Raw genomic sequence first — 12623 nt, forward strand, 5'->3', positions numbered from 1 at the left:
ATTTTCCCTCACGGCTATTCGTTCGGAAAGCGGATGTCGTAAGCCGCGCGAACCTCGATCATGCCGTAGCGGGCGACAGGGAAGGTGGCGGCGATCGCCGTCGCTTCCTCCATGTCCCGGGCCTCGATCAGAACGAAGCCGCCGAGATGCTCTTTCATCTCAGTGAAAGGGCCATCCGTCACGGCGGCTTCGCCCCTGCGCACGCGAACTGTTTTCGCAGTCTCCGGTTCGCGCAAGGCATTGGCGACGATGAGGTGGCCGCTCTCGCGTAGCCGGTTGTCGTTGTCGACGGAATCCTGGGTCAGCTTTCGCCCTTCCTCTTCGGAAATCTTGGCGATTTCTGCGCTTTCGAACCAGACCTGACAAAGAAACTTCATCTGAACATCCTCAAGCATCCGGGTTGAAGTTATGGATCGGCCGCACCTCGATCGCACCGAGCTTGGCGAGCGGAATGCCGGCGGCAATCCGGATCGCATCGTTCAGGTCCTTCGCCTCGATCAGGATGAAGCCGCCGAGATGTTCCTTGGTTTCGATGAAGGGGCCGTCCGTCACCGCCGTCTCGCCGTTACGGACCCGTACAGTCACCGCCGATTTTGGTGACTGTAGCGCTTCGGCTTGGATCATGTTGCCGCTCGCCATCAGGGCACGGTCATAGCCGAGCGAATCCGCGTCGAGCTTATGCTTTTCCTCCTTGGTCATGAGGTCGAGCGTCGTGCCATCGAACCAGACCTGGCAGAGATATTTCATCACAGCGTCTCCTCTCTCAATTTGCTGACAGCCATAGACGAGCGGCCGCCAGGCAAATCGACATCCCGATCCGCAGCATGACAAAAATTTTCGATGCTGTCGAAAAAGCTCGAGCCCGGTCGACCAGTTCCGTCAACACGACAAGGAGAGACGGAAATGTACAGTCTGGAAGCCGCAATCGTTCATTACTGGCAAAGGAAGACATTGTCGGAAGAAGAACTGCTCGACGCAGCGGATGTCGGAAGGGTCGTTTTCCGCACCTGGCTCGGCTTGGCAGGCTTTGCCCTGCTGATCCTGTGCCTGAGCTGGGGTGCGCAGCCAAACGACGAGCGGCCGCAAGTTGCGGCCGCTGCTAATGTATATTCGGTGCCCGTGGATGGGCAGTAGGAAGCAAGCGCAGTCGTTTACTGGAAAGCCGTTTCGAAGAAGCTGCGCAGCTTGCGCGAATGCAGCGCTTCCGGTGGCATGGCAGCCAGTTTCTGGATGGCACGGATGCCGATCTGCAGATGCTGGTTGACCTGCGTGCGATAGAAGGCCGTCGCCATGCCCGGCAGCTTCAGTTCGCCATGCAATGGCTTGTCCGAAACGCAGAGCAGCGTGCCGTAGGGAACGCGGAAGCGGAAGCCGTTGGCAGCGATGGTCGCTGATTCCATATCGAGCGCGACCGCGCGGGCCTGCGATAGCCGCTTCACCGGGCCTGCCTGATCGCGCAGTTCCCAGTTGCGGTTGTCGATGGTGCCGACCGTGCCCGTGCGCATGATCCGCTTCAGCTCGAAGCCCTCATAGCCGGTGATTTCGGCAACGGCCGCTTCAAGCGCCACCTGCACTTCGGCGAGCGCCGGGATCGGCACCCAGACCGGCAGGTCGTCGTCGAGAACGTGGTCCTCGCGCATATAGGCATGGGCGAGCACATAGTCGCCGAGCCGCTGGCTGTTGCGCAGGCCGGCGCAATGGCCGAGCATCAGCCAGGCATGTGGGCGCAGCACCGCCACGTGGTCGGTGATCGTCTTGGCGTTGGATGGGCCGACGCCGATATTGATCATGGTGATGCCGGCATGGCCCTTCTTCTTCAGATGGTAGGCCGGCATTTGTGGCAGCCGTGGCGCGGCCACATCGCCCTCGGGCTGGCTGGAACCAGCCTTGGTGATGATGTTGCCCGGTTCGACGAACTCGGTATAGCCATCGCCGCCGCTCGCCATCAGGTCGCGTGCCCATTTGCAGAACTCGTCGATATAGAACTGGTAGTTCGTGAACAGCACGAAATTCTGGAAATGCGCCGCACTGGTCGCCGTATAGTGGACGAGGCGGGCCAGCGAATAGTCGATGCGCTGTGCAGTAAACGGCGCAAGCGGCGAGGGCTCGCCGGGCGGCGGGATATATTCGCCGTTGGCGATTTCGTCGTCCGTGGTGTTCAAGTCCGGTGTGTCGAAGAGGTCACGCAGTGGAATATCTTCGAAAATACTGGCGGTTGCTTCCACATGAGCGCCTTCACCGAAGGCGAAATGGATCGGAATAGGTGTTGTCGATTCCGACACGACCACTGGAACATTATGGCTGCGCATCAGAAGCGTCAGCTGCTCCTTGAGATAATGCTTGAAGAGCTGCGGGCGGGTGATCGTCGTCGTGTAGACGCCGGGCGCCGTGACATGGCCGTAGGAGAGGCGCGAATCGACATGGCCGAAGCTTGTGGTCTCGATGCTGACCTGCGGATAGAAGGCGCGGTAGCGCGCGGTGATCGGCGCGCCCTTGGCAAGCTTGGTGAAATTGTCGATCAGGAACGCGGTGTTGCGATCGTAAAGCTCCGTCAGCACTTCCACGGCCTTGCCCGGATCATCGAAGGTCCGCGGCTGGTACGGGCTGGGGGAGGAGATGTCGAGGGGTGAAAAGGGAGAGATTCTGTTGCTCATGCGTCATTATAGAGTGTCGTTGGTTACAAGCAAACGACGTTGCAACAGGCGGCTCGGATTCTCGCAGCTATTTTTAGAGCCGCCCACGAGCCTGCGCGGGGATCACGCGCAGGCGTTCGTTATTGCACTGTCGTGCAGTAAGGCGCACCAGTTTGCACGCAGGTGAAGCTTGCGCCGAAGTGCGATTGTGCGCCGCTGCGGCCGCCATGCTCGACCGCAACCGAAAAGCCGAATGCGAAGACGGCTGCAAACAGCATGATAACAACGAAGCGCCGCGCGATGATGATCGAGTCCATATTCCTGGCCTACCCGTGCCCTATACTGGACACTGTTTTGCCATGGTCAGGCTGAACAGGTGCTGAGATACCGGTTCATCCGGCGTTCATAAATATTACCAGCTTCGAAAGAGCGCCTGCATCTTCCGCAGCAAATAAAAAGAGCCTGCCAGCCGAGGGCGGGCAGGCACGTCAAGTGCTTTCCGGAACAGGCAGGTGCTGCTTTAGAGCTTCGTCCAGGTCTGCGACTTGCAGAATACCTTCAGCACGCAGCCCTGCATCTTGATCTTGTTGCCGCTGACCGTGCCGGAGCCGCTATAGGTCTTGTCTTCGGAGGGGTCGGTCAGCTCGCCTGTATAGCTGTTGCCCTTGCCCTGCATCTTGCCGATCTGCTTGCCGGCATATTTGCCGGTCTTCAGGGTCACGCAATAGCTGTCGCCGCAGGGTGCGATGGCGGCGGTATCGCCCGCGACCGTTTTCCAGTTGCCGACGATCGGCTCTTCTGCAAAGGCCGCACTCGCGCTCAACAGCATTGCAGCAGCAAGAATGGTGGCACGGATCATAATCTTATTCCTCCCCAGACGCCATCCGGCTCCATGGCCGGGAACGTCGCGAGATTATCTAACGCGAACGTAAAGGTAAATATGGTTTTCGGAGCTCGGATACCCGTTTCAGCGGGTATCCGCGCGCCGTCGAAACACGACATCGAATTCAACTGCGCTCTTTTTGTGGTGAAGAAAGAGTTTAAATCCAAATCCTAACGAAAGGTAAAGCCTGCCCGAAAATCCTTAATTTGCAAGGGAAGCCATGTTTAACAAAATCCCAAGTTTACCAAGCATTTGCACTTTGTTTGCATCGAATTAATCATGCATTTTAGGCGTTTTTTGAAGGCCGTCTGCGATAGTGAAGCCATCAAACGAGCGGGGCAAACCCGCCGGCCGGAAGAACCGGAAAGCCGCGAACGACGGCAAGGTTCGGACGGAAAACAGGGCAGATACGAACAGAAGTCAAACAGGGATAATAGCAATGGCACGCTTCGAAACGCCGATGTCTGGAAATGCCATGATGGGTGGTAACAGCGCCGATGCCCTTTGCGAACTGGGCGTGAACTACGCGACCGGCAGGGGCTGCAATGCAGACCTCGTTGCTGCCCACAAATGGTTGAATATCGCCGCCATCCGCGGCAGCGAGCGCGCCGCCGAGCTTCGCGCCGACGTCGCCGCGACCTTGACCAAAATGCAGCTCGCAGCAGCGCTGCGCGCCGCCCGCGAGTGGATGACCACGCACTGAGGCTGCCGCAAACAAGGCGGACTTACTGACCGATCTCGAAGGAGGGGTGTCGGCGGTCGATGGAGAGGCGAGCGCCGAAATGATGAAACCGTGACCGGCCGGGACAAGGCAGGCGCGGTTTCGTCGTTTTAGGCTTAACCGATCGCCTTCAGGACCTTCGGCAACGCCTCGGCCAGGAGATCGAGATCTTGGCTGGGCCCGACGCTGACGCGGATGCAGCGGTTGAGCGGCGCCACGCCCGGCATGCGGATGAAGACGCCGTGCTGGATCAAGCCGTCGACGATCGCCCGGGCATAGGTGCCGTCGCGCCCGCAATCAATGGCGACGAAGTTGGTGGCCGAGGCGAGAGGCAGCAGCCCATTGTCGCGGGCGATGGTGCCGATCTCCTCGCGCGCGGCCCGGATATTACCGATCACCTCGGCGAGATAGGCCTGATCCTTCAGCGCTGCGAGCGCCGCCACGGTCGCAAGCCTGTTCATGCCGAAATGGTTGCGGATCTTGTCGAAGGTCAGCACCGTCGCGGGCGCGCCGATGACATAGCCGACGCGGGCGCCGGCCAGCCCATAAGCTTTGGAGAATGTACGGGTGCGCAAGACATTCGGCAGGTCGATCAGCATGGAGATATCGGGCAGCGAACTGGCAGGTCCGGTTTCGCTATAGGCTTCGTCGAGGATCAGCAGACAGTTTTCCGGCAGCGCACGGGCAAAGGCAACGATCTTGTCGGCATCCCACCAGCTGCCCATCGGATTGTCGGGATTGGCGAAATAGACCAGCGGTGCGTTTTCGCGCTTCACTGCTTCGAGCAGCCCATTGAGATCTTCGCGATCATCGACATAGGGCACGGTAACGAGCCGACCGCCGAAACCTGCGACATGGAAATTGAAGGTGGGGTAGCCGCCGAGCGAGGTGACGACGGGCGTACCCGGTTCGATCACCATACGCGCGATCAGGCCAAGCAGGCTGTCGATCCCTTCGCCGACGGCGATATTGGCCGGCCGGATACCGAGATGGGCCGCGAGCGCTTGCTTCAATTCGTAATTTTCCGGATCGTTATACATCCAGATATCGCCGGCTCGCTCGCGCATGGCTGCGATGACGGAGGGCGCTGGCCCAAAGCCGCTTTCATTGGCGCCGATACGGGCTTTGACCGTCAGTCCGCGCTGACGCTCCAGCGCCTCAGGGCCGACGAAAGGAACGGTGGAGGGAAGGGCGCTGATCAGCGGCGTGAAGCGCGAGAAGGCGGACATGCTGGCTTTGTTTCCCGAATTCGGTTGCAGGGTGCGGCAGAATAGGCGCTTGGCGGGTGGTTGCAAGGGCGGAAAGACGCGGCCTTCGGCTCGCGTCGTCGCAATCATTGAAAATCCTTGTCTGTTGCCATTAAAAGGAGTCTCGGTCATTGCGAGAGCATCGATCAACGAGGCCCTGATGGATAAGCTCGCAATAGCGTTTCTTGCATCAAACAATGGAACTTCGTTTGGGGCGGTCAACGAGGCCATCCGAGCGAACACGCTGAACGCAGCCGCCGTCGTGCTAGTTAGCAACAGGGCTTCGTCCGCAGCACTAGCCTATGCTGAGGCCAATGGTATTCCCTCGTTTCACATTCCGACGAAGGGCAGGGAAGCTGATGCGGACAAACAGCTTCGCGATACGCTTGTCGCCTGTGGAGCCGAACTCGTTGTCCTATCCGGCTATCTCAAGAAGCTTGGCCCGCTTACGCTAGCCGCGTTTGGTGGGCGAATATTGAATGTTCATCCGGGGCTGCTACCCAAATACGGCGGATCGGGGATGTATGGGCGAAGAGTTCACCAAGCCGTGCTCGACAATCGAGAGACGGAAACAGGCGCAACAATCCACCTTGTGGACGGTGAGTATGACCACGGAAGAACTGTGGCCACAACGACCGTTCAAATCCATCCCGACGATAGCGTACTTTCCCTGGAGCAACGGGTCATGGCCGCGGAATGCGACCTTTTCATCGATCTCATACGCCGCATATCAAGAGGCAGGCTGCGCCTGCCGTTATAGAACGAGAGTCCATAAAAGGCCGAACGCAGCCGTTGGCCGGGCTCCCGGGGCCGACGGCTGCGTGTTCCCTCTAATGCACGGTCGAGTCGGAACGGCAGCAGCTTTTTGGCTGTCGTCGATTCCGGTTACAAACTTGCCTCAGCCATCCAGAGTTCAGCATCCGCACCGCCCGGAATTCGCAGCGGGGCGGATGGATCGGTGGCTGCCCGCCACACTGCCTCCGCTACGTCGGGAGCATAGGTCACGGGGCCGGTGTCATCCTGCACATTCTTTATGAATTGCTGGATCAAGGGCGCATAATCCGGATCGTCCAGACCACGCAAATGTGGACGCGCATTCTCCCCAAAGCGAGTTTCCGGCGACCGGCCTGGCAGGACAATATGCACCCGCACGCCAAATGGCTCCATCTCCACCGATAGCGACTCGGTGAAGGCGTTCACCGCTGCCTTGCTCGCCCGGTAGATCCCAATCACCGGCAGGGTCTTGACCGTCACCGTAGAGGTGACGTTGACGATGACTCCGGCCCGACGTTGACGCATCTGGGGTAATACGGCCTGGACCATCGCCAATGTGCCGATCGTATTTGTCTGGAACAGCGACTGCACCGTCTCCGGCGCAGTCAGTTCGATTGGTGAGGGCACTCCGAAACCGGCATTGTTGACCAATACGTCTATCGGGCCGGCAGCCTTCACGGCGTCCGCGATGCTTGCCGGATTGGTGACGTCGAGCGCGAGAATACGCAAGCGTTCGGAAACCGGTAGCAGCTCGGGTTTGGGCGTGCGCATTGTCGCGATGACATCCCACCCTCGTTCAAAAAACAGTTTCGCAGTCTCCAGGCCGAAGCCAGACGAGCAACCGGTAATCAATATCGTGGACATGAGCCTCTCCAAACAAAAGGAATGAGGCCATGGTAGTGACCGGGCGAGAGACTTTATATATGCTATAGTCTCCATTTCTTTAGCGTTAGTCCTGATTATGGCCGTCGATCCCCTTGCCGAAATCGTCACGCTGCTGCAGCCGGCCGCCCGCTTTTCGAAGCTGGTGGAATGCGCCGGCGCCTGGCGAATTCATCGCGAGGCCACAGGCGAGCCATTCTACTGCGCAATCCTTGAGGGGCATTGCCGCGTAACGTTTGGAGGACATCAGCCTTTCATCCTCCGAGCCGGCGATTTCGTGCTCGTTCCGGCTATGCGCGACCTTGTCAACGAGAGTGTCGACGCACCGGCCGGTCTGTCCCCCATGGTTCCAACGCAATTGAGTGGCGGCCATTTCCGTGTCGGCCGCCTCGAAGGGCCGGCGGATCTGCGCATGCGTATAGGGCATTGCAGCTTCGGTGCTCCGGATGCGGCCTTGCTCACTTCCCTCTTGCCTGAGGTGGTTATCGTTCGTGACGAGCCCCGACTTGCGACGTTGATGCAATTGGTCGGTGAGGAAACGCGCGAGCGCCGGCCGGCACGCGAACTCGTGCTGGAACGGCTGCTGGAGGTGTTGTTGATCGAGGCATTGCGATCCGGCACGGAAACAACCTTCACGTCGAGCTTGAGTCGCGGCCTTGCCGATGAGCGCCTGGCCGCAGCACTTCACGCGATTCATGCGCGTCCTGCCCATCCTTGGACCGTTGCGGATCTTGCGACCGAAGCGGCTCTGTCCCGATCGGCTTTCTTTGCGCGTTTCAGCCGCGTCGTTGGCCTGCCGCCAATGGAATATCTATTGGCTTGGCGCATGGCTCTTGCAAAGCAGCTATTGCGCAGCCGCGAATTGGGCATGGATCAGGTAGCTGAACGCGTTGGCTACGGATCGGCAAGCACTTTCAGTGTTGCCTTTGCGCGATACGCAGGTATGCCGCCTGCACGATATGCCCGCGGGGAGGTGCGAAGCGATTGAGGATGTGAAGCCGAATTTATACCGGCCGCCTCTTGCCGCGTGCAGCCAGGGCTTCGACATTGCCGATCATGAAGTCGGCACGCACGACGCGGCGAAGCGTTTCCGGCTCGATCAGGTTGATGAAGCGGACGTGGACGCGGTTGCCATTGCGGCTCGTTTCAGCGCAGGCGATGCGGTAAGCGAGGCCGAGGATGTTCAGATAGTAATGAGTCGGCAGGCCGACGGTCGTGGCCACGGTGAAGCTCGCGCCGCCGCGCGAAATGTCGGTAATCTCGGCGCTGCGTACGGAAATACCCGTCAGACAGGGACGAACCGCCACGAGACGCGCCGGCCTCTGGACGTAGAACCGTTCCCAGCTGCGTTCGTAGACTTCGGATTTGACTTTCGCCAGATGGGTTGCGCGAAGCATTGTCATTCCCTGTTGAAGAACAGACCGAATTCATCTCGGTTACTCCATGAACCTTGCACGGAGATTTTGCGGAAGCGTCAATTGCATTGGTAGAATTTTAACGGGCTCGTCTTTTGTGCCGATTTGGCCGCATCTTGACAGGCGCATCGGCTTCGATCATACGAGGGTTCGGTTCGAGGCGCCTGCTGCTCGCGGATGAAAATCCAAGGTGAAGTCCTCGCTGTTTTGGGTCACGGCCATTCAGGGCATGCTGACTGACGGTAATGCGAGCTCCGTTTCACGGTCGTAAGTGCGTGCCTTAGCAAAGGCTGATCCTATGACGACGTATCCGTCCATAGATGAATTGAAGGCTCAGGCCCGGCGTCTGCGTCAGGCGATGGCTGAGCGCGGCAATGATATGAGCCACTCGACGGCGCTGGAGCTCATCGCCAAGCAACACGGGCTGCGTGACTGGAACACGCTGTCGGCGCTTGCCGCGAAACCCAACGATGGGCCGGATGCGCCCTTCGATGTCGGCTCCGCCGTGCGCGGACGCTATCTGAACAAGCCGTTCACGGGCAAGGTTCTGGCGATGTCGGCGAAGTCGGGCGGGCTCTATAAGATAACGATCCATTTTGACGAGCCGGTCGATGTGGTGGAGTTCGAGAGCTTCTCGGCATTCCGCCAGCGCATCAACGCCCAGGTCGATGCCGACGGCATTTCGCCGCGCCGGACATCGAACGGCCTGCCGCACCTGGTTCTCGACCTTTAATCTTCATCCCAGCTTGTTACGCCGCTATCTTCGCCGCTCGCGAGCGATTCCGTCCGGGTACCATCATGACGCACACACTCGAAAACAACATGTTCCTCACCGGCTGGCTGCCTGGCGTCTTTGCCAAGACAGCCGCGCCGATCATCGTCATCACCACGGTTAGCGGCCTCTTTGCCGTCGTCGACGCCTATTTTCTCGGCGTCTACGTCGGCGCCGAAGCGTTGTCAGCCGTCAGCCTCATCTTTCCCGCGCTGATGCTGCTGATCGCGCTGCAGACGCTGGTCTCGAACGGCATGGCGAGCATTCTTGCCCGGCGCCTCGGAGCTGGAAATCGAGAAGGGGCGAGGTCGGTATTCACCGGCGCCCATACGCTGGCACTCGCCGTCGTGGTGGCGATCAACCTTATCTACTGGCTCGCAGGCCGGCAGTTCATTACCGTGGCCGCGGCAGGGAACGTCGATGTTGTCCGCAGCGCCGAAGCGTTTATGGGTGTCATGGTCGCTTTCGCGCCGATCAGCTTCTTTCTTTCGATCCATCTCGACGGGCTGCGTTGCGAAGGGAAGCTTGGCTTCATGACGCTGGTGACGCTTGCCTCGACGCTGCTCAACATTCTGGCAAACTGGCTGCTGATGGCCGTCGCCCAATGGGGTGTGGTCGGCTCCGCAGGCGGCTCGGTCCTGGCGCAATTCATCTGCCTGGCAATCGTCGTCATCTATCGCCTGCGTCGGCCGAATGGGCTTTGGGTCGACATGACGCTGCATGTTCGCGAGTGGCGCGGCATCTTTGCCTTCGGCGCGCCGATGAGCCTTGGCTTCATCGGCATTTCGCTAAGCTCGGCGGCCATCCTCTTCAACGTGTCGATCTGGCACCAAGGGGATTATGTCGCGACCGTCGGCGCCTACGGGATCGTGACCCGCGTTATGACCTTCGCCTATCTGCCGCTTCTCGGCTTGAGCATCGCGCTGCAGACGATATCGGGTCACAATCACGGCGCGGCCCTTCCGGCGCGCGTCGGTCATAGCGTCCTGATCGCCCTGATCTCGGCTTTGGTCTATTGCGCCGCGGTCGAGTTGATCGTTGAGCTGCTGGCGGGACATCTGGGATCGATCTTCGTGGCCGATCCTGTGATCGTCGCGGAAGTGGGCCGTATTCTGCCCTGGACGATCGGCGCCTACTTCCTCTTCGGCCAGGCGATCATCCTGTCGTCCTATTTCCAGTCGATCGGTGATGCGAAGCGAGGCGCGATCTTCGGTCTGTCACGGTCCTATCTGTTCACCCTGCCGCTGACATTCCTATTGCCGCTCGTCTTCGGCGAACGGGGGATCTGGATGACACCGATCTTCGCGGAGATGGGGATGATCCTGCTGACCTGGCTGGTGTTGTCGCGCAATGCCAGGGATCGGAAATGGCGCTACGGCCTGTTGCCGGCGTAAGAATGGAAAAGGCCGCACTTTCGGGCGCGGCCTTTTCAACTATGAATCGATGTCAGGCGTTATTCAGGACTTCAGCAGCCACTCGTGCTCCGTGGCATTGTGGAATTTCCAGATGCGCTTCGGGCCGGCCATGACGTTGAGATAATATAGATCGTAGCCGTGGCAGGCGGCGCAAGGGTGATACCCCTTCGGCACCAGCGTCACGTCGCCATCCTCCAGAACCATGACTTCATCGAGCGACCGATCGTCTGTATAGACGCGCTGGAAGCCGAAGCCCTGCGGCGGGTTGAGGCGATGGTAATAGGTTTCCTCCAGGAAGCTCTCGTTCGGGAGATTGTCCCGATCGTGCTTGTGCGGCGGATAGGACGAGGTGTGCCCGCCCGGCGTGATCACTTCGACGACGAGCAGCGAATGCGCCGCGCCATCGTCTTCCGGCATGATGTTGTTGACGTAGCGGACATTGGTGCCCTTGCCGCGCGTCAGCGCCGGATGCGTGCCCGGCGGAATGGCGCGGGCTTCATAGGAGCCGCCGCCCGGTGCCGAGCAGACGGCCAGTTCCAGATCGGTCTCGGCGGTCACCGACCAGATCGAGCCTGCCGGAATATAGAGCGCGTGAGGCGCGCCCTCGAAGGGGCTCATGCGCCCTCCGAGCGAGCCGAAATCCTTTGCACCCGCCTTGGCGCTTCCCTTGCCACTGACCCAGACGAGGCAGACTTCGCGGTCGCCCGTCTCGGCCGAAGCGGTTTCGCCCGGCTTCAGGCGGTGGAGATCGAAGCCGACATAGGTCCAGCCGGCGCTTTCGGGCGTGACATGGGTGACGCGGCCATGAGAGCCGTCAGGTTTGACCTTGAGATTGGGCATGGGTTCTTCCTCCATTGCTTGGGAGTGTGCCCCTCGCCAACTTGTGACGCAGGAGAGAGGGGCTCATCTTCCGTTATCCCTTGGGAAAGCCTTCTGTTTCCACCGTGTAGCCTGCGGCCGTCATGACGCGCATCAGCTCGGCATGGCCGATCTCGGCCATCTTCTGCGGCGGCGCCTTGCGCGGATCCTGTTCAGCTTCGACCACGAACCAGCCCTCATAGCCGTAATGCGCAAAACGCTTGACGATGGCGCCGAAGTCGAGCGAACCGTCGCCCGGTACCGTGAACGCGCCGAGCGCGACGGCATCGAGGAAGGACTGCCGGCTGCGATCCAGCCCGTCGACGACCGACTTGCGGATATCCTTGACGTGGACATGGTTGATGCGGGCGTGGTGGTTGTCGATGGCGCGCAGCACGTCGCCGCCGGCAAAGGCGAGGTGACCGGCATCGAGCAGCAGCGGAATGCCTTCGCCGGAATTGCGCATGAAGGCATCGAGTTCCGGCTCGGTTTCGACCACGGCTGCCATATGATGGTGATAGGAGAGCGGCATGCCTTGGTCGGCACACCATTCGCCGAACTCGGTGACACGGCGGGCATAGGCCTTCATCTCGTCGTCCGAAAGACGCGGCTTGGTGGCGAGCGGCTTGGAGCGATCGCCCTGGATGGAGCGGCCGACTTCGCCGTAGACGATGCAAGGCGCGCTGACGGCCTTGAACAGCTCGATCATCGGCGCGATGCGATCCTTGTTGGCGGCAAGCTCCTCGTTGACCAGCGTGCCGGAGAACCAGCCGCCGCAGAGCGTCACGTCGGCGGCGCGCAGGATCGGCAGCATCTCATCAGGGTTGCTCGGGAAGCGCCGGCCCTGTTCCATGCCGGTGAAACCCGCGCCGCGCGACTGGCGTAGGCATTCTTCCAGAGATACGTCGTCGCTGAGCTCCGGAAGATCGTCGTTCCACCAGGCGATGGGCGACATGCCGAGTTTGGCCTTCATCGATAGTCTCCTTGAAAACACGATTGGAGGAGCCGAAAGCTCCTCCAGAA

The 12623-nt window shown here is 60.1% G+C and carries 16 protein-coding genes; 6 read left to right on the plus strand and 10 right to left on the minus strand.

Annotated elements, in window-relative coordinates:
- Window positions 1–14 precede the first annotated feature (14 nt).
- Together PH558_RS17295 and PH558_RS17300 are read right to left on the minus strand one after the other, a co-directional pair.
- The gene (locus PH558_RS17295) at window positions 15–377 is read right to left on the minus strand and encodes a YciI family protein (protein WP_095436218.1); all 363 of its coding nucleotides are present in this window, start codon (window positions 375–377) and stop codon (window positions 15–17) included.
- A 10-nt stretch (window positions 378–387) separates the two neighbouring features.
- Window positions 388–747 (minus strand): YciI family protein, encoded by a 360-nt coding sequence (locus tag PH558_RS17300; RefSeq protein WP_285205729.1) that lies wholly within the window; start codon window positions 745–747, stop codon window positions 388–390.
- A 156-nt stretch (window positions 748–903) separates the two neighbouring features.
- On the opposite strand from PH558_RS17300, the gene PH558_RS17305 reads away from it, so the two are divergent.
- A complete protein-coding gene (locus tag PH558_RS17305) occupies window positions 904–1134 on the plus strand; it encodes a hypothetical protein (protein ID WP_285205730.1) in 231 nt (76 codons plus the stop codon).
- Between the two features lie 17 nt (window positions 1135–1151).
- Here PH558_RS17305 and PH558_RS17310 read toward each other — a convergent pair whose 3' ends face one another.
- The 3 genes from PH558_RS17310 to PH558_RS17320 all read right to left on the minus strand — a co-directional run bounded on the left by PH558_RS17310 (window position 1152) and on the right by PH558_RS17320 (window position 3492).
- Window positions 1152–2654 (minus strand): AMP nucleosidase, encoded by a 1503-nt coding sequence (locus PH558_RS17310; RefSeq protein ID WP_285205731.1) that lies wholly within the window; start codon window positions 2652–2654, stop codon window positions 1152–1154.
- Between the two features lie 119 nt (window positions 2655–2773).
- The gene (locus PH558_RS17315) at window positions 2774–2950 is read right to left on the minus strand and encodes a hypothetical protein (protein ID WP_168192547.1); all 177 of its coding nucleotides are present in this window, start codon (window positions 2948–2950) and stop codon (window positions 2774–2776) included.
- Between the two features lie 203 nt (window positions 2951–3153).
- Window positions 3154–3492, minus strand: coding sequence for a DUF2147 domain-containing protein (locus PH558_RS17320; RefSeq protein WP_183811594.1), 339 nt, complete (start codon window positions 3490–3492; stop codon window positions 3154–3156).
- Window positions 3493–3955: 463 nt separating this feature from the next.
- Here PH558_RS17320 and PH558_RS17325 point away from each other — a divergent pair, with 463 nt between their 5' ends.
- The gene (locus PH558_RS17325) at window positions 3956–4219 is read left to right on the plus strand and encodes a sel1 repeat family protein (protein ID WP_015339268.1); all 264 of its coding nucleotides are present in this window, start codon (window positions 3956–3958) and stop codon (window positions 4217–4219) included.
- 134 nt (window positions 4220–4353) lie between these two features.
- Here the strand turns inward: PH558_RS17325 and PH558_RS17330 are convergent, their stop codons facing one another.
- Window positions 4354–5466, minus strand: coding sequence for a pyridoxal phosphate-dependent aminotransferase (locus PH558_RS17330; RefSeq protein WP_285205732.1), 1113 nt, complete (start codon window positions 5464–5466; stop codon window positions 4354–4356).
- Between PH558_RS17330 and purN the strand changes: the two genes are divergently transcribed.
- On the plus strand, window positions 5465–6244 hold the full coding sequence (purN, locus tag PH558_RS17335) for a phosphoribosylglycinamide formyltransferase (RefSeq protein WP_285205733.1): 780 nt from the start codon (window positions 5465–5467) through the stop codon (window positions 6242–6244). The genes PH558_RS17330 and purN overlap by 2 nt on opposite strands.
- 125 nt (window positions 6245–6369) lie before the next feature.
- Here purN and PH558_RS17340 read toward each other — a convergent pair whose 3' ends face one another.
- Complete coding sequence (locus PH558_RS17340) at window positions 6370–7122, minus strand: SDR family oxidoreductase (protein ID WP_285205734.1); 753 nt, start codon at window positions 7120–7122, stop codon at window positions 6370–6372.
- Window positions 7123–7219: 97 nt separating this feature from the next.
- Between PH558_RS17340 and PH558_RS17345 the strand changes: the two genes are divergently transcribed.
- The gene (locus tag PH558_RS17345) at window positions 7220–8128 is read left to right on the plus strand and encodes an AraC family transcriptional regulator (protein WP_285205735.1); all 909 of its coding nucleotides are present in this window, start codon (window positions 7220–7222) and stop codon (window positions 8126–8128) included.
- A gap of 16 nt (window positions 8129–8144) precedes the next feature.
- Here PH558_RS17345 and PH558_RS17350 read toward each other — a convergent pair whose 3' ends face one another.
- Window positions 8145–8543 (minus strand): PilZ domain-containing protein, encoded by a 399-nt coding sequence (locus tag PH558_RS17350; protein WP_173002491.1) that lies wholly within the window; start codon window positions 8541–8543, stop codon window positions 8145–8147.
- Window positions 8544–8853: 310 nt separating this feature from the next.
- Between PH558_RS17350 and PH558_RS17355 the strand changes: the two genes are divergently transcribed.
- Together PH558_RS17355 and PH558_RS17360 are read left to right on the plus strand one after the other, a co-directional pair.
- Window positions 8854–9288, plus strand: coding sequence for a glyoxalase superfamily protein (locus PH558_RS17355; protein WP_095434342.1), 435 nt, complete (start codon window positions 8854–8856; stop codon window positions 9286–9288).
- A gap of 65 nt (window positions 9289–9353) precedes the next feature.
- Window positions 9354–10721: an MATE family efflux transporter gene (locus PH558_RS17360; protein ID WP_095434343.1), complete on the plus strand. Its 1368-nt coding sequence runs from the start codon at window positions 9354–9356 to the stop codon at window positions 10719–10721.
- A 63-nt stretch (window positions 10722–10784) separates the two neighbouring features.
- On the opposite strand, the gene iolB is transcribed toward PH558_RS17360, so the two are convergent.
- Both iolB and iolE read right to left on the minus strand, forming a co-directional pair.
- Entirely contained in the window at window positions 10785–11582 is a 798-nt protein-coding gene (iolB, locus tag PH558_RS17365; protein WP_285205736.1) for a 5-deoxy-glucuronate isomerase, read from the minus strand.
- Between the two features lie 73 nt (window positions 11583–11655).
- Window positions 11656–12573, minus strand: a complete 918-nt coding sequence (iolE, locus tag PH558_RS17370; protein ID WP_285205737.1) for a myo-inosose-2 dehydratase — start codon at window positions 12571–12573, stop codon at window positions 11656–11658.
- Between the last annotated feature and the right edge of the window lie 50 nt (window positions 12574–12623).

Origin of the sequence: Rhizobium pantanalense, from assembly GCF_030182525.1 — a bacterium.
Taxonomy (GTDB): Bacteria; Pseudomonadota; Alphaproteobacteria; order Rhizobiales; family Rhizobiaceae; genus Rhizobium.